The sequence below is a fragment of the Bradyrhizobium sp. SZCCHNS30572 genome, from assembly GCF_032484415.1.
Classification (GTDB): domain Bacteria; phylum Pseudomonadota; class Alphaproteobacteria; order Rhizobiales; family Xanthobacteraceae; genus Bradyrhizobium.
On record NZ_JAUESY010000001.1, the window covers coordinates 615,319 to 639,678 of the forward strand.

A 24,360-nucleotide genomic window follows, 5' to 3' on the forward strand; every position below is an offset into this window, starting at 1 on the left:
CGCCTCTTTGCCTAATGGTCGGTGTAGCCGAGGGCCGCGACGCTGGTGCCGCCGGACGCCGGCGACGCGGGCTCGGCCACGGCGACCGCGGGGCCGCGGGTGGCCGGTGCCGCCGGTGGCGCGCCGTCGGCGGGCGCGGTGCCGTTCAGCATGTTCGAAAGTCCGCTGAAGCCGGCCTGCGCGATTTTCCGAAGGACCATGTCGTCGACATTGTTCCACGGATCGCGGCCGCCGCGTCCGACCGGCTCTTCGCCCGACAGCCGCAGCGCGCGCTGCTGATTGCGATCGTAGACGTCGAACACCCAGGCGATCACGCTCTTGCCGCTGACGACCTGGGCGGAGAGATAGGTGCGGACACGATAGGCCGCCGGAGCCTCGCGCGACACGATGGCGAGGCTACGCAGCTTGGACTCGCTGTCGAGCACGCTGACCATGCGGTCGAAGATCTGCGGCGGCGGGCCGTCGATCTGCTCGAAGGCGATCGTGGCGCTATCCGATGCAGGCGCCATCGCATAGGCGTTGGACGCACCACCGCTGCTGGTCGCGCAGCCGCCGAGCGTTGCAGCGGACGTCATCAGCAAAACGGCAACGCAGGCGTGCTGCGCAGCGCGGCTGATCCGTCGAAGTGGTGTCGGCGCTCCCCTCATCGTCGGGAGCGATATCGTTAAAATCGATTAACGTCTAGGTCGCGGCTGCCACAGATTAGGACAGAGTGCACTCAGTTGTACAGAAAGGGTTAAGCAATCCACATGCGGCCACAATGGCGCCCCGCTTCAGCCTTCGAGCATGATGGCATGGACGTGCCGGCCATAGTCCGGCTCCCTGCGATGCACAGAGCGGCGGTAACTGAAGAAGCGCTCATCGGCATAGGTGTCGAGGCCGAGGTCGTCGATCAGCAGCACGCCGGCGTTTTCCAGCCGCATCCGGATGAAGCCGGCGAGGTCGAACATTGCGTGGCCGTCGCGCGTCGAGGGCAGGAAGAAGCGCGCGTGCTCGGCGTCGTCGTCGAGGAAGCGCGTGACGAACTCGGCGCCGACTTCATAGCTCGGCTGGCGGATCAGGGGGCCGACGGCGGCGACGACCTGCCCGCGCTCGGCGCCAAGCTCCTCCATCGCCTGCAGCGTGGCTTCGAGCACGCCGGTGAGCGCGCCTTTCCAGCCGGCATGGGCGGCGCCGATGACGCGCCTCTCGGGGTCGGCGAACAGGATCGGCCCGCAATCGGCCGTGGTGACGCCGATCGCGAGATTCGGCGTTGCGGTCACCAGCGCGTCGGCCTTCGGCCTGACCGGGCTGTCCCAGGGCCCGGTCGCGACCACGACGTCGGGCGAATGGATCTGGTGCAGGCTGAGGAACTGGTCGGGCGCGACGCCGAGATGGGCGGCCATGCGGCGGCGGTTTTCCCGGACGTTCTCCGGCACGTCATTCGATCCGAGCCCGCCATTGAGGCCGGCATAGATGCCGTCGGAGACGCCGCCCTCGCGGGTGAAGAAGGCGTGGCGCAGGCCAGGGATCGCGGACATCACATCCGATGATACCAGCATCACGCGCCTCCCGTGTTCTCGTTGGTGTGTTCGTCGCTGATGCCCGCCAGCACCGGAATGGCCGGATCGGAGATGCCGAGCACCTTGAACAGCGACCCCATTCCGCCGCGGCCGCCGCCGGTCAGGCGCTTCAGCCCGCTCGCGATGTCCTGCGAGACTTCCGGCGACGCCTTCTGCATCAGGGTCAGCGCGCGGGTTTCGATGCCGAGCCGCTGCAGGAACTCGCCCTGCGTGACCGGGCCGTGAACGCGCGCGCCGACGGCTTCCGCGGCCCGCGCCAGCGCGTCGAAATCGACATGGGCGGTGATGTCGGCAAGCCCCGGTGTCTTGAGGGGATCAGCGAAGCTATGACGGGCGATGGCCTGGAAGGTGTCGCCGACGTCGCTGCGCACATGGCCGTAATCGATGATTACGGCGGCGCCGCGCTGGTCGCGGATGCGCCTGGCGATGGCCATCATCTCCATGTTCGGCCGCCATTCGAAGATCGCGCCGGCCGGCGCGGCGCGCACCAGCGGCGGCAGCAGCAGCTCGAAGCCGGGCGTCGGATCGGCGGCCGCGCCGTAGACGAAGTTCTCCTCCTCGTCGAGCTCGACGACGCGCTCGTGCCAGCCGGTCTCGCGCCTGATCATCTGGTGGATCGGCAGCACGTCGAAATACTCGTTGGCGAAGATGACGCTGGGGCCCTCCGGCACCTCGTCGAAGCTCTCGTGCCAGTTGACGTTGCGCAGGCCGGTCAGCGTCGCCTTCTGCTTTTCGCGCAGGACAGGATTGACCTCGACCAGGTGGACCGAGATCGTCTGGTACAGCGGCGGCAGCACGCGCAGCGCCCGCAGCGCATCCGACATCATGGTGCCGCGGCCGGGGCCCAGCTCGATCAGCCGGAATTGCTGCGGCGATCCCGTCGCCTTCCAGATCGAGGCCGCCCACAGCCCGAGCAACTCGCCGAACATCTGGCTCACTTCGGGGGCGGTGGTGAAGTCGCCCTCGCGTCCGAGCGGATCGCGCGAGATGTAGTAGCCGTGCTCCGGATGCATCAGGCACAGCTCCATGTAGCGCCAGACCGGCATCGGGCCGGACGCCTTGATCAGCCGCTTGATCTCGGTGTGGAGCGGAGAGGTTTCGATCACGGATTGGCCTGCAGCGGGGGAGTGGCTTGATGTGTCCCGTGCTTGCGCAGCGCCCGCGCCACCAGGATGGCGCCGATGATCAGCATCGGCACCGACAGCACCATGCCCATGGTCAGGCCACCCCAGAGAAAGCCCAATTGCTTGTCGGGCTCGCGGAACAGCTCGCTGGTGATGCGCGCCGCGCCATAGAGGGTGATGAAGCTGCCGAGGATCAGGCCGGCCCGTTTCAGCGCGCCGAACCGGATCATGATCGCCAGCACGATGAACAGCACGATGCCTTCGAGGCCGGCCTCGTAGAGCTGGCTCGGATGGCGCGGGAGATGGGTCGGATCGCGCGGGAAGATCATCGCCCAGGGCACGCTTGCATCGGCGGCACGGCCCCACAGCTCACCATTGATGAAATTGGCGATGCGGCCGAGCAGCAGGCCGATGGGCGCGACCGCAGTGGTGACGTCGCCGAGCGAGAGGATCGGCAGGCCGTTGCGGCGGGCGAACCAGATCACGGCGAGCACGCAGCCCATGAAGCCGCCATGGAACGACATGCCGCCGTTCCACAGCTCGAAGATCTCGAGCGGATGATCGATGAAGAACGGCAGGTTGTAGAACAGCACGTAGCCGGTGCGGCCGCCGAGGATGATGCCGATCGTGACCCACAGGATGAAGTCGTCGAGCTGGACCAGCGACACCGGCGCCGGGCCGCCCCACAGCCGCTCCTTCTTGAGCAGCGAGCGAGCGTAGAGCCAGCCGATCACGATGCCGCAAATATAGGCCAGCGCGTACCAGCGGATCGCGAACGGGCCGATCGCGATCGCAACCGGATCGAACACGGGGAAATCGATGAGGAGAGGCGTCATTCACTGGCTTTCGTGGACACGGCGTCCCGCTTCCGGAAGCCCCCGGGCGATGCGGGCTTCGAACGAGCCCCGCCACATGAACGGGCGCGGCGCGATGTGATCTCAGGGCTGCTCATACCAGCGCCGCGGGCCGGCGCAACAAGTACGATGACAAGGAAACCAAGGCATGACAAGACGGCCCATCTTGCGGGCGGCGACAGGGATCGCCATTCTGTCTTCCATTATCTTGCTCGTCGCGGGACGCGGAGTTTCTCACATGACCCAGACCAACAACCGGTTTTTCGACGAACTCGGCCGCCTGATGAACGATGCCGCAGGTGCCGCCCAGGGCATGAAGCGGGAGGTCGATTCCGTCATCCGCAACCAGGCGGAGAAGATCCTGAACGACCTGGACATCGTGAAGCGCGAGGAGTTCGAGGCGGTCAAGGACATGGCCCGGCTCGCCCGCGAGGAGAACGAGGCGCTGAAGGCGCGGATCGCGGCGCTGGAAGCCAAGCTGGGTGGTGCGGCCGGCACGCCGCCGGGCGCCGGCAGCGCGGATGGCTGACGCCGCGGCCGGGTCGCCCTGGGACGGGAGGGGCAGGCGGCCCCTTCATTTCCTTGTCATTTCCCGGGTTTGCCGCTAGAACGCCGCCACGTCCGCGGCCCCCGCACCCCTGGAGGCTTGCCGAAGGACGTCCAGCAACGGGCCGCATTGCGGCCTTTAACTTTTTAAAACAAGGACTTAACACGATGGCGACCGTCAGAGAACTGAAGGCGACCGCCCGTCCGTCAGTCGGCAAGGGGGCCGCACGGGCAGAGCGTCGCGCCGGGAGAGTGCCCGGAGTGATTTATGGAGACAACCAGCCCCCGCTGCCGATCTCGGTGGAAGACCGCGAGCTGCGCCAGCGCATCCTCGCAGGCCGGTTTCTGACCACGATCTTCGACGTCACCCTCGACGGCAAGAAGCACCGGGTGATCCCGCGCGACTTCCACCTCGATCCGGTCAAGGACTTCCCGATCCACGTCGACTTCATGCGGCTCGGCCAGGGCGCGACCATTCGCGTCAGCGTGCCGCTGCATGTGGTGGGCTCGGAAGGCGCGCCGGGCGTCAAGCGCGGCGGCACGGTCAACATCGTGACCCACACGCTCGAGCTCGAGTGCCTCGCGGAGAACATTCCGCAGTACATCGAGGCCGATGTCAGCGCGCTCGAGATCAACCACTCGCTGCACATCTCCGATGTCAAGCTGCCGACCGGTGTGAAGACGCTCTCGCGCGACGACGCGACGCTCGTCACCATCGTGCCGCCGTCGGGCTATGGCGAGGAGCAGAAGGCGGCTGCTGGCGCCGCAGCGGCGCCCGCTGCTGCTGCTCCGGCTGCCGCTGCGAAGGCTCCCGCGGCCGCTGCCAAGGCGCCGGCTGGCGGCGACAAGAAGAAGTAAGCCGTTCCGCTTCTGGGAAGCACGGGCGGGTCCCGTGCTTCTCGAAGCGACGGCGGGGGCGGATGCCGCGTCATGCTGCTGTTTGTCGGCCTCGGCAATCCCGGCGCGAAATATGCGCGCAACCGGCACAATATCGGCTTCATGGCCGTTGACGAGATCGCGCGGCGTCACCGCTTTTCGCCGTGGCGACGCAGGTTTCAGGGCGAGACCTCGGAAGGCACGCTCGACTCCGAGCGCGTCATCCTGCTCAAGCCCACGACCTATATGAACGAATCCGGCCGCGCCGTGCAGGAAGCGGCCAGCTTCTTCAAGCTCGGCGTCGGCGACGTCACGGTGTTTCAGGATGAGCTGGAATTGTCGCCGGGCAAGCTGCGCGTGAAGGTCGGCGGCGGCATTGCCGGCCATAACGGGTTGCGCTCGATCTCGGCGCATCTCGGCAACGACTATCGCCGCGTCCGGCTCGGCATCGGTCATCCCGGCGTCAAGGAATTGGTGCACGGCCATGTGCTGTCGGACTTCGCCAAGTCCGACATGCCCTGGGTCGAGGCGCTGTGCGAGGCGGTGGCCGACAATGCGGGTTTGTTGACGGGCAAGCGCGACTCCACCTTCGCCAACAAGGTGCATCTGGCGCTGCAGGCCAAAGGTTTTCTGGACAAGGGCGATGCCGGCGCCGCGTAAGGCGCCCCGGGCCCTCGCCTCAAGAGGATGCGAGACGGATCATGGGATTCAAATGCGGGATCGTCGGCTTGCCCAACGTCGGCAAGTCGACGCTGTTCAACGCGCTGACGGAGACGGCGGCGGCGCAGGCCGCGAACTATCCGTTCTGCACCATCGAGCCGAATGTCGGCGAGGTCGCGGTGCCAGACCCCAGGCTCGAGAAGCTTGCGGCGATCGCCAAGTCGGGCCAGATCATTCCGACGCGGCTGACCTTCGTCGACATCGCCGGCCTGGTGCGCGGCGCCTCCAAGGGTGAAGGCCTCGGCAACCAGTTTCTCGCCAACATCCGCGAGGTCGACGCGATCGCGCATGTCGTGCGCTGCTTCGAGGATTCCGACATCACCCATGTCGAGGGCAAGATCGCCCCGCTCGCCGACATCGAGACCATCGAAACCGAGCTGATGCTGTCCGATCTCGACAGCCTCGAGAAGCGGGTCGACAACCTCGCCAAGAAGGCCAAGGGCGGCGACAAGGACGCCAAGGAGCAGTACGAGCTGGTCACCCGTGCTCTGGTGCTGCTGCGCGACGGCAAGCCCGCGCGGCTGCTGGAGCGCAAGCCGGAGGAGGAGCGCGCCTTCGGCATGCTCGGACTGCTCACCTCCAAGCCCGTGCTCTACGTCTGCAATGTCGAGGAAGGCTCGGCCAAGGACGGCAACAGCTTCTCAAAGGCGGTGTTTGAGCGCGCCAAGGAGGAGGGCGCGGTCGCCGTCGTGATCTCGGCCAAGATCGAGTCCGAGATTGCGACGCTGTCGCGCGAGGAGCGAGTGGATTTCCTGGAGACGCTCGGGCTCGAAGAGGCAGGTCTCGATCGGCTCATCCGCGCCGGCTATCAGCTGCTCGACCTGATCACCTACTTTACGGTCGGTCCGAAGGAAGCGCGCGCCTGGACCATTCACCGCGGCACCAAGGCGCCGGCGGCGGCCGGCGTCATTCACACCGATTTCGAGAAGGGCTTCATCCGCGCCGAAACCATCGCCTATGCCGACTATGTCGCGCTCGGCGGCGAGGCGGGCGCCCGCGAGGGTGGCAAGCTGCGCCTCGAAGGCAAGGAGTATGTCGTCGCCGACGGCGACGTCATGCACTTCCGCTTCAACAACTAAGGCCGTGCGGGGCGGCTACATCCGCCCCTGCTCGCGGATCGCGCCGAGATGCTCGTTGATGCGGAAGACGATCAGCACGAACTCGGCGATGATGCGCGAGAACACCATGCCGACGATGATGCCGGCGAGCGACGACAACAGCATCAGGAAACCGCCGAACGGGCTGATCGCCATTTCGGAGAGGCCCGTGAAAATGCCGCGAATTCCCGACAGGATGATCAGCGCAATCACGAGCCAATAGAACGTCTTGATGATGGTGGGCGTGATGAAGCGGTCCCACTGGAACAAATCGCGAAATTCCAACATCTTGATCCCCCGGCCACGTCCGAATCGGTCGTCAAATCCGTCTTTAAGTCGTGTTCGAATTGCGCGCCAGACGGCATCGGCGGCAGCCGAATTCGTTCCGGTATATGGCGCCTTCTGGCACTCTCTTGCGACTGGACCGGGCGTCAGCCATGCGAGCGGCCCGGTTGTGATTGCTGCAAAGTGCGGCCACAATCGGGCTTCTTTCAGCCATTCCCAACCTCATGACCCTCACCTTCGAAGATTTTCCGCAAGGCCCGTTCGTCAGCTTCGGCCCGCGACACGTCACCCGCGACGAGATCATCGCCTTCGCGTCTGAGTTTGATCCGCAGCCGATGCATCTGGACGAACTGGCTGCCTCGCAGTCGATGCTCAAGGGTCTGTCCGGCTCGGGCTGGCACCTCTGCTCGCTGATGATGCGCATGATGTTCGACGGCTTCATCGGCCGCACCGCTTCGCTCGGCTCGCCGGGCGTCAACGAGGTCCGGTGGCTGTCGCCGCTGCGTCCTGACGATGAGCTGATGCTCGATGTGGAGGTTCTGGAAGCGCGGGTGTCGCGGAGCCGTCCGTCGACCGGGATCGTCACCTTCAAATGCAGCGTGCGCAACAAGGCTGGCATGAGACTTTGCGAGATGGTTTCTCCCATCATCGTCGAGCGCCGTGAGAGCCGCGGGCAGGTGGGCTGATGCGCTTTTTCGAGGATCTTCAGGTCGGCCAGCGCCGCGAGCTCGGCTCCTACACGTTCACTGCCGAAGAGATTAAGCGCTTTGCCATTCAATTCGATCCGCAGCGCTTTCATCTCGACGAGGAAGAGGGCCGCCGGTCGCTGTTCGGCGGGCTCGCGGCATCGGGATGGCACATCGGCTCGGTCTGCATGAAGCTGATCGTCGCGGACAATCAGCGACTGCTGGAGATCGCGCGCACGCGTGGCGAGCCGATCGCTCTCGGAGGTCCTTCTCCCGGCTTCCGTGATCTGCGCTGGCACAAGCCGGTGCTTGCAGGAGATACGATCAGCTTCTCGAGCGAGATTGATTCGCTTCGCGAGTCGGCCTCGCGCCCGGAGTGGGGCATCCTGCAGGCGCGCAATACCGGCATCAATCAGCGCGACGAGCTGGTGTTCTCTGTGCTTGCGTCGGCCTTCGTCCCTCGACGGAACAACGGTTGAGGCGAAAAGGTCACGCTTCGTAGGATTGTCGGCGCGGAACGAACTTCGCGCTAACGCATTCTGAACTCCGACTCTATAAGACAGCCAATCAGGGATCAGGATGTGGGGGATGAGTATGGCAGATCGCGGTGGTCTGAAACTCCTCGGCTTTATCTTTGCCAGCGTGACGCTCGCGGTGATGCTCGCGACGGGAATGGTCGTGAAGGGCTACGCGGACGGATCGTATTCGCTCGAGACGTCAGCGACGATCAACGAGTGACGGTTTAACTACTCGTTAACCAGAACGGACCACGCGGTCCTGTTCGTAGAGGCGATCTAGCGGCTCCAGATGAGCACCATGATCGCCATCGCCACCACCAGCAAACCGACGAAACTGACCATGATGGTCCCGATCCGCTGAGGCTTGGGCCGCAGAGGAATCGGATCGGTGTTGTGCGGCCGGATCGTTTCCATGAGAGCGACATCCCCCTGACGCAACCTGCCCGCCACGAGAGCGGCGGAAGTTGGTCGCGGGAGGGCCGGAGCGCGTTCAAGGACGCGGCGCTGCAAAGACGAAAACCGCCGCGCGATGCCTCGCACGGCGGTCCTCTTCAAGATCCGGCAAGAACGTTCAGCTGCTGCGCAGGCCGTCGGCGGCGCGCTTCCACTGCGTGACGTTCTCGGCGATCGCCCGGGTCGACTTCATCGCCGCCTGGCTGAGCTGCGCATAGCTCGCGATCTCGCGCTGCACCCGCTGGCCCTCGGCATGCAGCAGTTCGCGCAGGCTCTCGAGCTCTCCGATCAGGTTCTCGATCTCCGACAGCGAGGTGCCGGCGACGCGCTGGATCAGCGTGGTGACGCTGTTCACTGCTGCATCGGCATCGATCGAGGCCTCGGCCGTGGCGGCCGCATTGGGGCGGCGCAGATAGGCGATATCGTTACGGACGAAATCACGAATGCCGGCCTCGACTTCGGAGACCGCGGCCAGATCCGTATCCAGCTCGGCTTCAGTTCCATCGATCTTGTCCGGACGAATGACATTCATCGGCTAATTCCTCATTTCGCGTTCAAGCGAGCGCGGTGTCCCCGCACGACGAACTTCTCAAAGCCTATCAGTGCGGCCAAATTGGGCCGCACCGCGGCGAAGCTGCGGCGAACGTTCGATCATTCGTGGCGGGCTGCCGCAATGGTGAACGTCACCAGCTCCGCTTGAAGCCGGCCGAGATGCTCTTGCTGGTGCCGCCCTGCGCGGTCTCGCTGACTGAGCCGGAGATGCTGAGACCATCCGACAGCTTCTGCTCCGCGCCGACCTTGCGCAGCCATTTGTCGTCGCTCGACGACAGGGTCTGGCCGGCGGTGACGCTGGTGCCGGTGTCGCCGATCGAGAGCTTGGCGGACTGCTCGGTGTCGAAGCTGCGGCTGGTGGTCTTCGGCGCCGCGCCGGGAATCGGCACCATGCCCTGCTGGGTGACGTTGTAGCCGTTCTGCAGGGTCAGATTGTAGTGATCGATCGGCACCGCCTTGGTGATGGTGGTGCCGAGCCGGCTGTGATCGGATCCGGGATCGACGCGGGCCTCGATGGCGGTCTTGTCCCAGATCGAGCCGGCCCCCGGCGCGGTGACGGCCGCCCAGGCCGAGCCGCCGGATTCCGGAGCATTGCCGCCGTTCTCGGCCTTCTCCGCCAGCAATTCCGACATCGTGGTCGGCTGCCGCGCGACCGTCATGTCGGCGCCGACGCGGGCGTCCCAGAACGGCGATACCGACTGCTTGACCGACACGCCCGAGGCGAGGCTGCCCTTGTTCTGGTTCGACCAGTCGAGCGCGGCGGCCTTCTCTGCGGCGGCCTTGCGCTTCGCCGCCGCGGCGGCTTCGGGACGGTCGAGGAAGGTGGTGTCGTCGATCGCGAGCTGGCTCCAGTCGAGCTTCTCGACGTCGATGTCCTTCATCGGGTCGGCCGCTGCCTGGTCCTCGGACTTGTCCTCGTCCTCCGGCTCCGGCGCGATCTGCTGCCAGGGTGTGATCTGCAGCGGCTGCGGCGCCTGCATCAGCGTCTGGGCCGGCGCGGCGGACGCAAGAAGGCCGAAGCCGGCCGTGAAAACCGCCAGCGCGCAACCATACGATGTCATGAGAGCAACCCCCGCCGCCCGAACCTGTGTGCCGGAATATGGTGGAATCTTGGCGCAAAATTATGGCTGCGCCAGTCACGATCTGTTGGGTTGCCGGTGAGTGTGACCACAATCCAACACGCCGGCGGGCTCAGGCGAAGCTGCCGATGCGCGGCAGGTCGATGGGGCGGCCGAGCGTCTGCTCGACCAGATCGAACGTATCGATCAGGATCCGCAGCCGCGCGAGCTTGCCGGCGCGGAATTGCATGAATTGCGCGAGCCGCGCCGTGATCGGCTTGTCGGAATCCTGCGCCGTCATCGCGCAGCGGACCATGGTCGCCGCGCTGGTCTCGTCCAGCATCAAGGTCTCGCGCTCCAGCCGGCGGATGCTCACATTGTCCGCGATCTGCCTGACGGCGTCGAGCACGGCGGCGCGGCCGTGCCGCGCGCCGAGGAAGGGAAACATGTCGATCGGGCCGTAGATGGCCCAGTCGATGTCGTCATCGAGAAGCTCGGCGAAATCGTCGAAACGGCGGTCGTTGATCGCGCCATGCAATGCGCGCGACAGACGCCAGAGGCTGTGCTCCGTCATCGGCTCGGGATCCTGAACTGGCTTGCAAGGAGGCGCGCCGGCCTCAAGGCGACGTCGCAACGGACGTCGCGCCGGGGCGCCGAATCTATCTCTCTTGAGCCTCACATAAATCAACCACCTGCGCGCGCAACGGCTGTTTTTGCATTGCACAAATGCGCGCGACCGCCGGTCGCCGCGCCCTAACGCCCTTCATGCTGCATGCGCTGCTGCGCGATCGCGACCTCGTGGTCGCGGAAGGCGGCCATGCCGAACAGGGTGGCGCCGGCGAGGCCGCCGATCAGGGCGCCGAGCGGCATGAAGGTGAAGAACACCAGCATGCCCGCATAGCCTTCGAATTCGCTGGTGTTGAACAGCTCGATCCAGGCCAGTCCAAGCCCTACTCCGATCGTCGCGCCGCCGACGACGCCCATCACCAGTCCGGCCATCGCCAGGAATGCTATTCTCATGTCACCGATGCCCCGTATACCACCGCTCATGGGGTGCGGAGCCCGGGCCACAGGTTCAAGGCGACGAGGCCGCCGGTGGTGACGTTTGCGTGATCGGCTGGTCCAGGCCCTGGTCCGCCACGGCCGTGCCGGCCTCAGGGCCGGGCGGCGCCCGCGATCAGCAGCCGGCTGAGATCGCATTCCAGCACCTGCTGCACCAGGTCGTAGGTGTCCATGATCTCGCGGATGCGGGCGATGCGGCCGTCGCGCAGCGTGTAGAAGGCGGCGAGGTCGTATTGCACGATGCGGTCGTTGTCGCGCTTGCGCAGGAAGATGCGCAGATCCACGGCGACCTGGTCGCCTTCGCAGATCATGGTCTTGATCTCGTGCCGGACCTCGGCATAGCGGCTGCGCGCCGTCTCCCACATCTGCCGCACCTCGGCCTTGCCCCGGCGGCCGCCGAGATGGGGGAAGATGTCGATCGGCGCCGAGGCGAAGTGCTCGAGGTCGTCGGTGCAATGCGCCAGCACGTTGTCGAAATCGCCGGCGGCATGGGCCTCGAGCAGCTTGCGCACGCGCTGCTTGTTGATGTGCTCGATCATCCTGTCTCCACTGACGGGAATGTCCGCGTCGGCGATCTCGTTCTGGAGATGCCGGCGGACGGCCGTCAACCACCTGTGTGACCGTCGGCCGGCTCAATGCGCCGGTACGGTGAACGGAAGCTTGGCGAGTGATCGCGTCACGATCATGTCTCAGCCCACTCTCGGCTCATCTCTCAGCTCATTTCTCAGCTCTTGGGTCATCACCGCGCGCGATAAGGTTCGCGCAATGCGTCATGCCGGTTGCGAGGCGGGAACCGCCCCGCCGCGTCGCCGTTACCTCGCACCATTCTTGCGGAGCTCGATCATGACGATGTCGATCACGAAGACCATGCTGGCCGCCTCCGTCGCAGCGCTGGCGCTGCTGTCGACGCAGGCCGCCGAGGCCAAGGGGTGCATCAAGGGCGCCATCGTCGGCGGCGTGGCCGGCCACTATGCCGGTCATCACGGCGTGCTCGGCGCCGCCGCCGGCTGCCTCTATGGCCGTCACCGCGCCAAGGAGCAGGAGCGTCAGCAGCAGCAGGGCCAGGTGAACGGGCAGGGCCGGACCTAATCGATGCCGCGCGTCGACCGTCCTCGGCGTGCCCTCATCCCAGCCGGCGGCGATGGCCTCGCGTGACGGGGCTCACGGTCCTCCTCCGGCGTGCCGGTTAGACGGGAGCGGTCTGGTCCTCGCCGAGGACCGCCGCAACCGGATGTCCGGGCCATGCTCACCGTCGCCTCTCCCAGCACCTCCGCGCCGAAGGCGCCGCTGCTCAACCTCTTCGAAGGCATGGCGCTGACCGCGCTGTTCCAGGCCATTCCAACCTATGCCGGCGCCGCGCTGATCCTCAAGCTGGCGCACAGCACGGCGCTGCGGCCCGGCATCATCGGCTTCGTCGCGAGCGCGACCATCATCCACGTGCTGATGACTTCCGCTGCGGGGCCGCGCTTTCAGCGCGTGCTCAAGCAGGCCTACGCGGCTGATTTCTACGACGCGACGCTGGGCCTCGCCGACAAGGTGCTGCGCTGGCGCACGCAGCCCGAGGCATCGCTGCAGCTCCTGGGCTCGACCGTGATGCTGGCGCTGCTGTCGGTCGCGGTGCTGGCGATGGGATGAGCCGGCATCGCCTCCTCACGATGGATGGGCGCGGCGCTGTCGCTCGTCGCAGCTTGCCTAGGACGACGGCGGAGGGGAGAACTCATTTACGATTCAAACAGCCGAAGAGAGTCCGGGACATGACGGCGCGGTCTCGCGGCATGGGATGCCCGAGTGATGCGATCCGCGTGGCCCTCGTGAGTGCAGAGGGCGCAGGGAATGCCGGGTGAAGGCCTCACCCATGGCCCGCCTGCGAAAAAAATGCAGGCGGCAGGTACCACAGGCAAAGCCGATTCAACCGGCATTCCCTGCGCGACGGTCTTCACGCTTATACGCAGTCTCCCTGGTGCGCCGGGCTTGTTGGCCACCATTGCGACAATGCGCTTGCGCGCACTGCGCGTGATACCAGCATCGGGGTATCAGGACGCTGCGACTTCACGTCCGCGAGCTGCCGTTCGTCCGCGCATCCGAAAATGCGCTGCGGCTTGATCGCGGCCATCGCTCCCCGCCTCGCGTGTCGTGACGATCGCGCGCAACGCCCCTCCGCAATGAGGCGGGATGCGCGGAGATAATCATGATTTCCGATTATTGGCAAGAGGATTATTTTTTTCGGAAATCGATGCCGGGCTGGTCAGCCGCTCCCGCATGAGCTAAACCGCGGCTCCCGTGAACGAGCAGAGGCGGTCTGGAGCATGCGGCGTCCGATGAACAGAAGAGTTGCGATGATGGCGGCGGCATCGGCCGCGGCCGGTGTCTTGCTGGGCTCCCGCGCGGTCTCGGCACAGACCAGTTCCGCCAAACCCACAGGAAAGACCATGACCACTCCCTCCGGACTGCAGATCATCGACACCAAGGAAGGCACCGGCGCCACGCCGACGCGCGGTCAGACCTGCGTGATGCATTATACGGGCTGGCTCTATGAGAACGGCCAGAAGGGCAAGAAATTCGACTCGTCGGTGGATCGCAACGAGCCGTTCGAATTCCCGATCGGCATGAAGCGCGTGATCGCCGGCTGGGACGAGGGCGTCGCCACCATGAAGGTCGGCGGCAAGCGTACCCTGATCATTCCGCCCGAGCTGGGCTACGGCGCCCGCGGCGCCGGCGGCGTGATTCCGCCGAACGCGACGCTGATGTTCGACGTCGAACTGCTCGGCGTGAAGTAGAGACGCTGCCTTCGCCCGCTTTCATCACGAGGTGAGTTGATGCAAAGGCTTTCACCGCCGTCATTGCGAGGAGCCGCAGGCTGCGAAGCAATCCAGTGTCCGGTCGGGACTCTGGATCGCGTCGCTTCGCTCGCGATGACGGAGGTAAGCACGAGCTATTTCTCGGACGCGATATAAAACGAAAGGACCGGCCCACGAGGAGCCGGTCCTTTTAGTTTCTATTGAGCATCAACGCGCGACCTCAGTGGTCGCGCCGATCCTGTTCAGAGGTTCTTGTTCGCAGCGCCGGCGGCAGTGTTCACCGCGTCCTTGGTCGCCTGCTTGGCATCGCCCAGCGCCTGCTGGCCCTTGCCCTTGATTTCCTGCACGGCACCCTCGCCCTGCAGGCGCTCGGAGCCGGTGGCTTCGCCGATGCCCTGCTTGGCCTTGCCGATGGTCTCGTTGGCGACGCCCTTGATCTTGTCGGTGGTGGCACCCATGATTTCGTCCTCCGTTGTTCGTGTGAACTCCACCGATCCAACGCACGCAATGCAGAAAGGTTCGCGCGGAACTGCGAATAGCTTCGCTGCGGCATTTCGGCTAAGAACGGTTGGTTCCCTCGAACCGACGAAATCCCGAGAAGAAATCATGTCAGGCTCTCACGATCACGCGCACGGCCATTCCCACGATCACGGCGACGAGCGCTGGAAGCACGACGGCGTCCGCGTCATTCCGGGCAATCAGCTCGATTCCAACGTGCCGTCGACGCCGGGCATGGACCGCAAGGCGGCGATCAACTTCGCGCGCGTCGGAGCGCAGAAATTGTGGGCGGGCACGGTCACGATCAGGCCTGACGCCAAGACCGGGGCGCATCATCACGGCCATCTCGAGAGCGTGATCTACGTCGTGAAAGGCAAGGCGCGGATGCGCTGGGGCGATCGGCTGCAGTTCACCGCGGAGGCCGGTCCCGGCGATTTCATCTTCGTGCCGCCCTATGTGCCGCACCAGGAGATCAATGCGAGCCCGGACGAAGTGCTCGAATGCGTGCTGGTGCGCAGCGACGGCGAGGCGGTCGCGATCAACATCGACATCGAGCCGGTCGAGAAGCCCGAGACGGTGCTGTGGATCGACCCGGTGCACCGCGATCCTGCCGAATCGAAGTCGTAGCCATCAAGGAAATGGCGGAGCCGTCTCGCGACGGCTCCGCCGGGCAGGGAGCGGCTATACCGCCTTCCCTCTCACACGCGAAGCAGGGGCGACTGTCGCGCGTGTGTCTCGCTGGTCGTTGCACCCGAGCCGTCGTTCGGATGAATGCTGATCAGGCCGCCTCGTTGGCGCGGCGCCAGCTTCCGAGCCTGGCGGTTGTTCAGGATGTGGCTGACCAAAGTGGTCTTCCCAGCCCCGAGGAAGCCGGACAAGACCGTGACGGGGAGTTTGCGCATCGAGATCGAACAGCCTCTTCAGGGGAAAGGGTCGGTGCCGGCGGGCGGGCATGCGGCCTCTTTATGCAATGTTATAACGTAACATCATCTGAAACGGGAGAGGGTGTCAAGGGGAGAGAGTGGCGACGAAGGCGTGAGTGGGCGGGCTCGCGGCCGCTTGGGGAGTCGGCAGAGGCGGCGGCCGAGACGCAGGGCGCGAGCGGCTCTGGTGAGCTGGTGAAGCCCTTGCAGTGCTGAAACGACGCTGCAGCCGCCAGCGACACCGCGTTCCCTCTGCCGTGAAGAACGCGGAGAGGGAAGCAGTATCGGTGGCGGGATGCAGCTCCGTTTCATCTCCTAAAAGAGGAGCTGATATCTTTTCGTGTAGCTGGGTCGTCAGTCCCTGCGACAAGCTACTGAAACAGCACTCACGAGAATTGGCTCAGCCATGGCACCTACCTCGACAGGAACGCCGTGCCGGCCGGACCACTGGCCGCCGACATCGACAGTGCGCCGGGCGCGATCGCCCAGTTGGTCTGGTTCAGGATCAGCGTGTTGAACACCATCGTGACGCTGTTGCTGCTCATGGTCGAGACCGAGTTGATGGTGACGTTGCGGCTCGGCAGATACATCAGGCCGGTGTAGGACGAGCTGCTGGTGCCGTTGATCGGCAGGTTCGTCGTCGACAGGCCACTCGGCTCGTACATCAGGATATTGGCGTAGGTGCCGCTGGTCGGCGCCGACAGCGTCGCATTGACGTTGCCGTTGAAGGTGAGCGTCGCGTTCTGGTCGACGAGGTAGAAGGTGACGCCGCTGCCGGTGACCGTCCACCCCGAGTTGAAGGTCATCGCGCCGCCCTTGATGATGTAGAGGCCCGGATTGAGCGTCAGCGTGCCGGAGCCGTTGAAATTGGTCGCGCCGCAATAGACGCCGGGATTGAGCGTGACCGAGCCGGGATCATAGACTTTGTTGTTGGTGGTGCACGCGCCCACCGTGACGGCGGGCAGCTTGCCGGCAAATGGGTCGGAGATCGCCGCGCAGCCGGTCTCGGCCGGCGGAGTGACGCCGCCGTTCTTGGTGATGTTGGTGCCCTTGATGCAGATGCGCTTGACGTTGAGCGTGGCGTTGAACATCGCGGCCGGGCTCTGCGTCGACAGCACGTGGATCTCGCAGCTCGGCGCATTGAGCTGGGCCCCGGAATTCACCAGCAATGATTGCGCGTTGATGGTGCTGACCAGCAGGATGCAGACGGGCGACGTGGTCTGCGCGCCGGCCTTGGCCGTTGCGGACGCCGTCACGCCGAGCGATGTCGTGCCCATCACGTTGAGGAACGAGGTCTTCACCGAGGTCGTCGCAGTGCCCGACAGCGAGCCGTCGCTGTTGGGCGTGAAGGTCGCCGTTGTCCCGGTGCCGAACCGGCCTTTGAAGCTGCCCGAGAACACCGCGCTCGCGGTCGACACCTGCTGCGCGCTCGCCTGGGTCACGCCGGCGAGCACCGCGGCGTCGACCGACTTCTGCAACTGCGCCCTGGTGTCGCTCGACTTGGCGAAATCGACCGCGGCGCCGACCGACACCAGGATCGGGATGATGGTGATGGCGAAGATCATGCTGATCTGGCCGTCCTTCGCGCGGCCAAATCTCCATGCCAGATCGCGAAGAGTCTTCGACGAAATCGATGCGGTCATGTGCGACGCTTCCTGCTGATGGCTGTCCGAGGCTCGATGCCGGCGGATGCGAGCCCCTGCTGCAAAGGAAGTGGCGGTCAGACGTTACCGCATGCTGAATCCGGTTCCGTAAAGGAAACCGGCAGCGGAGTAGCGGAAGCGGAAGGTTATCAGCCCGTTTGCCGGATCATCGACAGGTGCCCGTTCGCACCACTCATTGGTAGCAGTCGCGCGAATTGCCTGTATTTGGCGGTGACGGCTTGTGAGTTGCAAGCGGTCGGATTGCGCCCGCCGGTGGATGTCGCGCTAACGAGGCGAACGCCAGATCCGGGGCGAGAGAACGCGGCTGCACACCAATGCGTAGAGCGCGGTCACCAGGATGACGGTGAGATTGACCATGACCGCGTTGAGCGCGCTCGGCAGCCCGACTCGCAGGATGTCGGCGAACAGCCGGCCCTGGTGCACCCGCCAGGGGCCAGCGCCAGCCGCTAATAATGGACGCGCAGGCCGATGCCGCCGTGGATGGTGTTGCCGACCGGCTGCGGGCCGAGCGTGCCGTTGACGAACAGATCGGCGATCCAGCCCTGCGGCAGGCGGAAGCCGAGCCGGCCGCCATATTCGAACCAGCCCTGGCTGCCCATGGTCGGCGTCACCGTGCCGTTGCCGGTGACGGTGGCGACGATGCCGGAGCTGGTCGCGAACGACTGGACGTAGCCGCCATTGATGTTGGCCTCGATGCTCGTGCCGAACAGGTGGGTCCACTGGCCGCCGACCTTGACCAGGCTGGTGCGGTCGGTGCCGCCGGCGATCGTCGCATCGAACGGGTTGAAGGCCACCGCGGGATCGCGATAGCCGGCGACGTGCTGCCACAACTGCCACAGCTCGACCGACGCCGCGAGCTCGTCGCGCGGCGAGAGCCGGCTGATCCAGCCGGCGCGGCCGTAGACCGCGTAGTTCGATGCCGTGGTGGTGCCGTCCACCGTGACGTTACCGAGGCTCGTTGCATAGCTCCGGCCGTAGCGCACGCGCTCATAGGGCGTCAGGATCGTGCCGACGTCGAAGAACGGCCGCGACGAGCCCCAGTCGACGAAGTCGTAGCGCAGTGCGAAGGCGCCGATCGGCGCCGACGTCACGTGGTAGCCGTTCTCGTCGTAGTGCGTGTAGGCGAGGCCCGCGAGCAGCGCCAGATTGTTTGTGAGCTGCTTGCGGCCATGGATGCCGGCCGAGAACGAGCCGGCCGAGCCGAATGCGCTAATGCAGTCGTTGCAGTTGACCTGCTCGTTGACGCCGAGCAGCACCAGCCCGAGCACGCGGTTGGTGATCATCTGGTTGAAGCGCTGGTCGGCGAGGCCGTTGATCGCGTTCGCGCTGTTTCCCGCGCCGGTGGGCGACGGCGACGGGGTCGGCGAGATCGAGGGAGAGGGCGTCGGTGTCGGACTTGAGGTCGATGTCGGCGTGGCCGACGGCGTCGGCGTCGCGGTGGGCGAGGAGGTCGGCGACGGCGACGGGCTGGGGCACGGCGCCGCCGCGAAATTGTCCACCCCGCAACTGCTCTGCGCGGCGGCCGGCGCGGCTTGCAGCGCAAGCGCGAGCAGCCCGCCGGCGATGGCGGTCATCAGGAGAGCAAGCTGACCGCGGCGCGTTCTCATCGTCATCGCCCGCACAGGATGCCGGTGAAGTCCTGCGGCGGCGCGTTGCTGGCGAGATCGGTGACCGTGCAAAGGCCCGACGTCGACGCGCAGGTTGCGGCAAAGCTCCAGGACGGATTGCTGGTCTTTTTGATCGCGCTTCTGCCGTTGCCGATCGCAGTGATGATCGCAGTGTCGCCGGGCTGCGTCAGCTCGAGGCATTGGAAGGTGAGGGTGCAGACCCGCGAAGCGCCCTCCTGCAGCACGACCATGGTCTGGCCGCGCTGCGACTTGATGTCGAGAATGGTGCCGCGCACGCCGATGGTCGCCAGCGGCGTGTTGATCTTGTAGGCGGCCTTGTCGGAATGGCCGGTGACGAAGCGGAACGCGCCGGTGCCGAGCCTGATCGCGATGTCGCGATAGCTGGTCTCGTCGTTGAAGACGGTGCGGTCGAGCGTCAGGGTGGCGTTGGCGCCGAGCGAGAGATTGGTGCTGTCGATCATGACGAGCCGCGCGGCACTGTCATTGCCGGTGCGCACCGTTTCGTTGCGCACGACGCCGTCGCCGACGCTGATCGGGCTGCTCGAGGCGCCTGCAACGCGCAGCACGTCCTTCTGCACCAGCACGGCCTCGCCGATGCGGCCGTCGGCGCTTGCCCCGCCCGCGACGCCCAGCAGGGCGGCAGCCGAGATTGCAGCAACACAGGTCCGGCGACGCAGACTCATATCCACACCGAAGATTGTTTCCTGCTCAATCTAGCCGAAGACGGCGCGCGGGGTTGTTGTAAAATGGGCACATGTTTGCCTCGATGACCGTTCGGTGGTTAGTTGCCGTCAGCGTGAGATCAGTTCAACGCGGAGGCCCATGAAGGTATCTGCTGCTCGCCGGGATGACGACGAAGAGGACGGCGAGGTTGCGCAGGGTGGCGCTCTGTCGGTCCGCCGCTGTGTGACGACGGCATTGCTGATCTTCGCGATCGCGCACGTCGTGCTGATGATCGGGCTCGCCTCGCCGCCAAAATTCGTCTTCGACGAGGTGCATTACGTGCCGGCGGCGCGGCAGATGCTGGCACTGGAGCCGGCGACGCCGCGGCTCAATCCGATGCATCCGCCGCTCGCCAAGGAGCTGATTGCGCTGTCGATCAGGACGTTCGGCGACAACGCCTTCGCATGGCGCTATCCCGGTACCGTGCTCGGCGGGCTCGCCGTCGCCGCGATCTATCTGTGCGGCCTGGCGCTGTTCGCGGCGCAATGGCCTGCCATCGCAGCGGCGCTGCTCGCGGCCTTCAACCAGATGCTGTTCGTGCAGGCGCGCATCGCGATGCTCGACATCGGCGCGCTCGCCTTCAGCCTGCTCGCGATCGCGGCCTTTCTGTTCTCGTTCAGGCAGCGCCGGCCGCAGGTCGTGTTCGCGCTGGCGGGGGCGCTGTTCGGCCTTGCGATCGCCTGCAAATGGAGCGGGCTGTTTCCGCTCTTGACGGCGCTTCTCATCGTCGGTCTCATCAAGCTGTTGCAACACTGGCAGACGTCGTTCGGCGATGGCGAGCCGACCGACTGGTATCGGCCCGAGCAATGGCCGCAACTGAGCTGGCTGCAGATCGTGCTGTGCCTCGTCGCGATGCCGGCCGTCTGCTATCTCGCGACCTTCGTCCCGCTGCACGGCCTGTCCGTCAGCGGCATCCTCGAAGCGCAGCGGCGCATCTTTGCCGACAGCGTCACCACGGCGATCGCCGGCCATACCTATATGAGCGCGTGGCCGACCTGGCCGTTGCTGGTCCGTCCGGTCTGGTTCTTGTTCGACAAGACGAGCGACACCGACATCGCCGCGGTGGTGCTGCTCGGCAATCCGCTGGTGCTGTGGCCGGCGCTTGCGGCGATCGCGATCTGCGTCCGGGATTTCATCGCGACGCGCAGCGCGACGGCGTTCCTGATCCTGGCGTTCTATCTCGGCTGCTATCTGCCCTGGGCGCTGCTGCCGCGCGCGCTGAGCTTCATCTACTACTACCTGCCGTCGGCGACGCTGGCGAGCCTCGCGCTCGTCCATGTGCTGACCCGCTGGCCGCGCTGGGTGCTGTTGAGCTATGTCGCCGTCGCGATCCTGGGCTTCCTCGCGATGCTGCCGGTCAGCGCCGCCTTCATCGGCACGACGATGCAGACCTTCACCCGGTTGATGCTGTTCCAGAGCTGGATCTGAAACCGGACAAAAAGCGCCCCGCCCGCCAGGGACCGTGGGCAGGCGGGGCGATGCGCGGCGGAGCGCTCACTTCGCCGCGGTTTTGGTGTCCATGTTGACGACCTGAACCCGCCGGTTGAGCGGATCGGCCGGGTTGGCCGCGTCCTTGAGCTTGGTCTTGCCATAGCCGACCGTGACGAGGTCCTGGCCGGGGAGGGCGAACCTCTCGACCAGATAGCGCTTGATGGTGTCGGCACGGCGCTCGGAGAGATCCTGGTTGAAGCCGTCGCTGCCGATGCCGTCGGTATGGCCGGCGACCACGAAGGTCGAGCCCTTCAGGTTCGGATCGGACAGCGCCTTGCCGAGCTCCTGCACGGCCGGCATCGAGGCCTTGCTGATCTCGGCCGAGTTGTAGTCGAACTGGATCTCGAGATCGATCTTGGGCTTGGTGGCCGCGATCTCGGCAATCTGCTCGCGCTCGCCGAGCGACAGCGAGCGGGTCTTGCGGTTGCGCATGCTGTCGATGAAGGCCGCTTGCTTCGCCTGCGCTGCCGCGTCGGCCTGCGGAGTCGCCTGCGGTCCGACCGAAATGCCGCGCGTCACGGCCTTCGGCTTCAGCGCGTTGAGGATCTTGTCGGCCGACACGGCCTCGCCGGCGAGGGCGGTGCCTGCACCGATCGCCAGCATGGCGGAGAACGCCGCCGCCTGAACTGCAAAGCGTCCAAAATATGGGGTCATCGTCGTTATCCTCGGGTCGTCATGCCCTATGGCCATTGGATGCGTGAACGATAGAACGGGTTCAAAGCATCAAATGTGATCGACGTCACGTTGCCGGACCGGGCGGCCCGTGAGGGGCGAAGCGAGTGGTCCGCGGGACGCGCCGCGCGCTGCCGCAAAGCGATCGGCAGGTGGCCGGTCCGCGAACAACAAATCGGCCAGATGCGGTTCTACCGGATAGCGCTCGCCGGGAAAAAATCGCAAACCTGAGGGACGCGAACGGCGAGTGGATTCGTAGTCAAAGAAACGCGAACAGAAAAGCAAAGCCGTGTTCAACCCATCGCACAGGCGCGACTATCAGTCCCATCGGGCGAGCAGTCAGGATCAGACGGGATCAGCCGGTTCCATGTCGACGCTGATCGGAGCCGGCATCATTGCGGCATCGATCCTGCTGTCGACGCTGATCACTGCGGTCGGCAACCGCTATGTCGGCCTGGAAAGTCCCTCCGAGGATACGGCCTGGCTGGTCGACCGCCTGACCGGCCGCATCTACAAGTGCCGTGCGCCGGATCCCGGCCGCGCCAGCTGCAAGGCCGAGATCGCCACCGGCAGCATTCCGGACAAGTCCAGGCCTTGAGGTTCCGCAAGGGGATCTCGCCGGACTGATTTGCCGTTGCGGGAGCGGGGGCGAATCTCGCACCATTGCGCGGCATGCCCGCCGTTTCCACGCCCATCCCGCTCTCCAAGCCGCAGGCGCGCCGCATCTGGCTGCGCGCGCAGCGGCTCGATGCCGAGGCGCCGTTCGGCGCGGGCCCCGAGGCGGTCGCCGCCGCCATTGCCCATCTCGGCTATGTGCAGATCGACACCATCAACGTCATCGAGCGCTGCCATCACCACATCCTGTTCAGCCGCATTCCCGCCTATCGCCGCGCCGATCTCAGGCAGGCGCAGAGCACCGACAAGACCGTCTTCGAATATTGGACGCACGCGCTGTCCTATATTCCGGTGCAGGACTTCCGCTACTTCGTTCTGGCGATGCGCCGCCACCGCCGCGAGGGCCATCGCTGGCTCACGACCGTGAAGCCTGAGGATACGCGCAAGGTCATGCGGCTGATCCGCCAAGGCGGCGCTCTGACGATCCGCGACATCGACGACGACGTTCTGCGCGAGAAGGACCACGCCTGGGCCAGCCGCAAGCCGTCGAAGCGCGCGCTGCAGCTCGGCTTCTACGAGGGCGTGCTGACGGTGTCGGGCCGCGACGGCATGCTCAAGACCTACGATCTCACCACCCGGCATTTCGGCTGGGAACGGCTGCCGAAGGGCGCCAATGATCGCGAGATCGCAACCTATCTGCTCGACCGCGGCTTGCGCGCCCAAGGCGTCGTCAGCCTCGATTCGCTCTGCCATCTCAATGCGCCAAGCAAGGCCGCCGTGCGCCGGGTCATCGATGCCAGGGTCCGGCGCGGCGAGCTGCTGCCGGTGACGGCGGAGGGCGCCGGCAAGCAGGAGCACTGGATCACGCCTGCTGCATTGGCAGCGCCGATCGAGATCGATCCGGCGCGCGTGCACATTCTGTCGCCGTTCGATCCGCTGATCATCCAGCGCAAGCGGACGCAGGCGATCTTCGACTATGAGCATCGCTTCGAGGCCTATGTCCCGAAGGACAGGCGCCTGTTCGGCTATTTCGCGCTGCCCGTCCTGGTCGGCGACGAGATCGTCGCCGCGCTCGACCTCAAGACCGACCGCCAGAACGGCAAGCTCCTGATGCAGAAATGGAGCTGGGTCGGCCAGGGCAAGGCCGCGCGTGGCGAGCGGCGCAAGGCGCTGAAGCGGCAGATCGAGGATGAGCTGCACCGGTTCCAGAAGTTTCAGCTTGGAGATTGAGGCCGGGAGCAACGGGTCCGTTTTCGCTTGAATTGGGAATGATTGTTTCCTATTATCCGGCCATGATGAAGTCTCCGAAGGATGCCGTCGAGCGCCGTGGGCCTGGCCGGCCGCGCGAGTTTGACATGGACACCGCCTTGAGCAGGGCGCTGGTGGTCTTCAGCGAGCGCGGCTACCACGCGGCGTCGCTGGCCGAGCTACGCGCCGCGATGAAGCTCGCGACGGGAAGTCTCTACAAGGCGTTCCAGGACAAGCGCGCGATCTTCCTCGCGACACTCGATTACTACATCGCGCGGCGTGACCGACAGCTGCGCGAACGTCTCGATGCGCAGCACAGCGGCCGCGACAAGCTGCGGGCCTTGCTGCAGTTCTATGCCGAGTCCGCCAGTGACGGCGAGGGCCGGCGCGGTTGCATGGTCGTCACCAGCGCGGCGGAGCTCGCCACCTTGGATGCGGAGGCCGCCGCCAAGGTCCGCGGGGCGATGCGCCGGGTTGAGAGCCTGGTGTGCGATCTGATCAAGCTCGGACAATCCGACGGATCGATCCGGCCGAATCTCGACGCGGAAGCCGTGGCTGGCGCTCTTTTCTGTGTAATCCAGGGGCTGCGGGTGGTCGGCAAGACGGGGCGTGCCAAGAGCGAGATGATGAGCGTCGCAAATCAAGCCGCGACCTTGTTCGCGTGACATCGTGCCAAATTAGGAAACATTTGTTCTATAATAAGGAGA

At 65.5% G+C, this 24,360-nt stretch carries 32 protein-coding genes and 1 pseudogene; 15 read left to right on the forward strand and 18 right to left on the reverse strand.

Features of this window, described 5'->3' with window-relative positions:
* Positions 1-11: 11 nt before the first annotated feature.
* From QX048_RS02735 to lgt, 4 genes are all read right to left on the reverse strand, one after another.
* Positions 12-575 carry a hypothetical protein gene (locus tag QX048_RS02735; RefSeq protein ID WP_315826177.1) on the reverse strand — a complete coding sequence of 188 codons (564 nt, stop codon included), beginning with the start codon at positions 573-575 and terminating at the stop codon, positions 12-14.
* Between the two features lie 198 nt (positions 576-773).
* On the reverse strand, positions 774-1,520 hold the full coding sequence (gene pgeF, locus QX048_RS02740) for a peptidoglycan editing factor PgeF (RefSeq protein WP_409977924.1): 747 nt from the start codon (positions 1,518-1,520) through the stop codon (positions 774-776).
* A gap of 20 nt (positions 1,521-1,540) precedes the next feature.
* On the reverse strand, positions 1,541-2,668 hold the full coding sequence (locus QX048_RS02745; RefSeq protein ID WP_315714077.1) for a class I SAM-dependent methyltransferase: 1,128 nt from the start codon (positions 2,666-2,668) through the stop codon (positions 1,541-1,543).
* Positions 2,665-3,522: a prolipoprotein diacylglyceryl transferase gene (gene lgt, locus QX048_RS02750; RefSeq protein ID WP_315714078.1), complete on the reverse strand. Its 858-nt coding sequence runs from the start codon at positions 3,520-3,522 to the stop codon at positions 2,665-2,667. The genes QX048_RS02745 and lgt overlap by 4 nt, the downstream gene beginning before the upstream one ends.
* A 256-nt stretch (positions 3,523-3,778) precedes the next feature.
* On the opposite strand from lgt, the gene QX048_RS02755 reads away from it, so the two are divergent.
* The 4 genes from QX048_RS02755 (at position 3,779) to ychF (ending at position 6,761) form a co-directional block, all read left to right on the forward strand.
* Entirely contained in the window at positions 3,779-4,069 is a 291-nt protein-coding gene (locus tag QX048_RS02755; RefSeq protein ID WP_315714079.1) for an accessory factor UbiK family protein, read from the forward strand.
* A gap of 185 nt (positions 4,070-4,254) precedes the next feature.
* The gene (locus QX048_RS02760) at positions 4,255-4,944 is read left to right on the forward strand and encodes a 50S ribosomal protein L25/general stress protein Ctc (protein WP_315714080.1); all 690 of its coding nucleotides are present in this window, start codon (positions 4,255-4,257) and stop codon (positions 4,942-4,944) included.
* A 72-nt stretch (positions 4,945-5,016) separates the two neighbouring features.
* Entirely contained in the window at positions 5,017-5,622 is a 606-nt protein-coding gene (gene pth / locus QX048_RS02765; RefSeq protein ID WP_315714081.1) for an aminoacyl-tRNA hydrolase, read from the forward strand.
* A 41-nt stretch (positions 5,623-5,663) separates the two neighbouring features.
* Positions 5,664-6,761, forward strand: coding sequence for a redox-regulated ATPase YchF (gene ychF, locus QX048_RS02770; RefSeq protein WP_315714082.1), 1,098 nt, complete (start codon positions 5,664-5,666; stop codon positions 6,759-6,761).
* 15 nt (positions 6,762-6,776) lie between these two features.
* Here ychF and QX048_RS02775 read toward each other — a convergent pair whose 3' ends face one another.
* Complete coding sequence (locus QX048_RS02775) at positions 6,777-7,067, reverse strand: DUF4282 domain-containing protein (RefSeq protein WP_315714083.1); 291 nt, start codon at positions 7,065-7,067, stop codon at positions 6,777-6,779.
* A 221-nt stretch (positions 7,068-7,288) separates the two neighbouring features.
* Here QX048_RS02775 and QX048_RS02780 point away from each other — a divergent pair, with 221 nt between their 5' ends.
* The 3 genes from QX048_RS02780 (at position 7,289) to QX048_RS02790 (ending at position 8,488) form a co-directional block, all read left to right on the forward strand.
* Complete coding sequence (locus tag QX048_RS02780; protein WP_316166657.1) at positions 7,289-7,750, forward strand: MaoC family dehydratase; 462 nt, start codon at positions 7,289-7,291, stop codon at positions 7,748-7,750.
* The gene (locus QX048_RS02785; RefSeq protein WP_315826178.1) at positions 7,750-8,229 is read left to right on the forward strand and encodes a MaoC family dehydratase; all 480 of its coding nucleotides are present in this window, start codon (positions 7,750-7,752) and stop codon (positions 8,227-8,229) included. Before QX048_RS02780 ends, QX048_RS02785 begins: the two co-directional genes overlap by 1 nt.
* 109 nt (positions 8,230-8,338) lie before the next feature.
* Positions 8,339-8,488 (forward strand): hypothetical protein, encoded by a 150-nt coding sequence (locus QX048_RS02790; protein WP_315714401.1) that lies wholly within the window; start codon positions 8,339-8,341, stop codon positions 8,486-8,488.
* Between the two features lie 56 nt (positions 8,489-8,544).
* On the opposite strand, the gene QX048_RS02795 is transcribed toward QX048_RS02790, so the two are convergent.
* The 6 genes from QX048_RS02795 to QX048_RS02820 form a co-directional block, all read right to left on the reverse strand.
* Complete coding sequence (locus tag QX048_RS02795) at positions 8,545-8,682, reverse strand: hypothetical protein (RefSeq protein ID WP_315714085.1); 138 nt, start codon at positions 8,680-8,682, stop codon at positions 8,545-8,547.
* Positions 8,683-8,839: 157 nt separating this feature from the next.
* Positions 8,840-9,253 (reverse strand): hypothetical protein, encoded by a 414-nt coding sequence (locus tag QX048_RS02800; RefSeq protein ID WP_315714086.1) that lies wholly within the window; start codon positions 9,251-9,253, stop codon positions 8,840-8,842.
* Positions 9,254-9,404: 151 nt separating this feature from the next.
* Entirely contained in the window at positions 9,405-10,334 is a 930-nt protein-coding gene (locus QX048_RS02805) for a hypothetical protein (protein WP_315714087.1), read from the reverse strand.
* A 130-nt stretch (positions 10,335-10,464) separates the two neighbouring features.
* Positions 10,465-10,905, reverse strand: a complete 441-nt coding sequence (locus QX048_RS02810; protein ID WP_315714088.1) for a nuclear transport factor 2 family protein — start codon at positions 10,903-10,905, stop codon at positions 10,465-10,467.
* Between the two features lie 179 nt (positions 10,906-11,084).
* Positions 11,085-11,351 carry a hypothetical protein gene (locus QX048_RS02815; RefSeq protein ID WP_315714089.1) on the reverse strand — a complete coding sequence of 89 codons (267 nt, stop codon included), beginning with the start codon at positions 11,349-11,351 and terminating at the stop codon, positions 11,085-11,087.
* Positions 11,352-11,485: 134 nt separating this feature from the next.
* The gene (locus QX048_RS02820) at positions 11,486-11,932 is read right to left on the reverse strand and encodes a nuclear transport factor 2 family protein (protein WP_315714090.1); all 447 of its coding nucleotides are present in this window, start codon (positions 11,930-11,932) and stop codon (positions 11,486-11,488) included.
* A gap of 328 nt (positions 11,933-12,260) precedes the next feature.
* Here QX048_RS02820 and QX048_RS02825 point away from each other — a divergent pair, with 328 nt between their 5' ends.
* The 3 genes from QX048_RS02825 (at position 12,261) to QX048_RS02835 (ending at position 14,170) form a co-directional block, all read left to right on the forward strand.
* Positions 12,261-12,482, forward strand: a complete 222-nt coding sequence (locus QX048_RS02825; protein ID WP_315714380.1) for a hypothetical protein — start codon at positions 12,261-12,263, stop codon at positions 12,480-12,482.
* A 153-nt stretch (positions 12,483-12,635) separates the two neighbouring features.
* On the forward strand, positions 12,636-13,028 hold the full coding sequence (locus QX048_RS02830; protein WP_315714091.1) for a hypothetical protein: 393 nt from the start codon (positions 12,636-12,638) through the stop codon (positions 13,026-13,028).
* 704 nt (positions 13,029-13,732) lie between these two features.
* Entirely contained in the window at positions 13,733-14,170 is a 438-nt protein-coding gene (locus QX048_RS02835) for an FKBP-type peptidyl-prolyl cis-trans isomerase (RefSeq protein WP_315738722.1), read from the forward strand.
* Between the two features lie 263 nt (positions 14,171-14,433).
* Here the strand turns inward: QX048_RS02835 and QX048_RS02840 are convergent, their stop codons facing one another.
* Complete coding sequence (locus QX048_RS02840; RefSeq protein WP_315750360.1) at positions 14,434-14,649, reverse strand: CsbD family protein; 216 nt, start codon at positions 14,647-14,649, stop codon at positions 14,434-14,436.
* 148 nt (positions 14,650-14,797) lie between these two features.
* On the opposite strand from QX048_RS02840, the gene QX048_RS02845 reads away from it, so the two are divergent.
* Positions 14,798-15,316, forward strand: coding sequence for a cupin domain-containing protein (locus tag QX048_RS02845; protein WP_315717363.1), 519 nt, complete (start codon positions 14,798-14,800; stop codon positions 15,314-15,316).
* A 173-nt stretch (positions 15,317-15,489) separates the two neighbouring features.
* Here QX048_RS02845 and QX048_RS02850 read toward each other — a convergent pair.
* From QX048_RS02850 to QX048_RS02870, 5 genes and pseudogenes are all read right to left on the reverse strand, one after another.
* A pseudogene (locus QX048_RS02850) lies at positions 15,490-15,591 on the reverse strand (GTP-binding protein); the annotation flags it as partial.
* Between the two features lie 434 nt (positions 15,592-16,025).
* Positions 16,026-17,255, reverse strand: a complete 1,230-nt coding sequence (locus QX048_RS02855; RefSeq protein WP_315717362.1) for a Tad domain-containing protein — start codon at positions 17,253-17,255, stop codon at positions 16,026-16,028.
* A gap of 285 nt (positions 17,256-17,540) precedes the next feature.
* The gene (locus QX048_RS02860; RefSeq protein ID WP_315750456.1) at positions 17,541-17,699 is read right to left on the reverse strand and encodes a hypothetical protein; all 159 of its coding nucleotides are present in this window, start codon (positions 17,697-17,699) and stop codon (positions 17,541-17,543) included.
* A 23-nt stretch (positions 17,700-17,722) separates the two neighbouring features.
* Entirely contained in the window at positions 17,723-18,889 is a 1,167-nt protein-coding gene (locus tag QX048_RS02865; protein WP_316192137.1) for a hypothetical protein, read from the reverse strand.
* Complete coding sequence (locus QX048_RS02870; protein WP_316192136.1) at positions 18,886-19,587, reverse strand: FecR domain-containing protein; 702 nt, start codon at positions 19,585-19,587, stop codon at positions 18,886-18,888. The genes QX048_RS02865 and QX048_RS02870 overlap by 4 nt, the downstream gene beginning before the upstream one ends.
* 139 nt (positions 19,588-19,726) lie before the next feature.
* On the opposite strand from QX048_RS02870, the gene QX048_RS02875 reads away from it, so the two are divergent.
* The gene (locus tag QX048_RS02875) at positions 19,727-21,055 is read left to right on the forward strand and encodes a phospholipid carrier-dependent glycosyltransferase (RefSeq protein ID WP_316192135.1); all 1,329 of its coding nucleotides are present in this window, start codon (positions 19,727-19,729) and stop codon (positions 21,053-21,055) included.
* Positions 21,056-21,121: 66 nt separating this feature from the next.
* Here the strand turns inward: QX048_RS02875 and QX048_RS02880 are convergent, their stop codons facing one another.
* The gene (locus tag QX048_RS02880; protein ID WP_316192133.1) at positions 21,122-21,772 is read right to left on the reverse strand and encodes an OmpA family protein; all 651 of its coding nucleotides are present in this window, start codon (positions 21,770-21,772) and stop codon (positions 21,122-21,124) included.
* Between the two features lie 385 nt (positions 21,773-22,157).
* Here QX048_RS02880 and QX048_RS02885 point away from each other — a divergent pair, with 385 nt between their 5' ends.
* The 3 genes from QX048_RS02885 (at position 22,158) to QX048_RS02895 (ending at position 24,318) form a co-directional block, all read left to right on the forward strand.
* The gene (locus QX048_RS02885) at positions 22,158-22,388 is read left to right on the forward strand and encodes a hypothetical protein (RefSeq protein WP_316192132.1); all 231 of its coding nucleotides are present in this window, start codon (positions 22,158-22,160) and stop codon (positions 22,386-22,388) included.
* Positions 22,389-22,462: 74 nt separating this feature from the next.
* Positions 22,463-23,635, forward strand: a complete 1,173-nt coding sequence (locus QX048_RS02890; protein ID WP_316192131.1) for a winged helix-turn-helix domain-containing protein — start codon at positions 22,463-22,465, stop codon at positions 23,633-23,635.
* Positions 23,636-23,760: 125 nt separating this feature from the next.
* A complete protein-coding gene (locus QX048_RS02895) occupies positions 23,761-24,318 on the forward strand; it encodes a TetR/AcrR family transcriptional regulator (protein WP_316192129.1) in 558 nt (185 codons plus the stop codon).
* Positions 24,319-24,360: the final 42 nt, after the last annotated feature.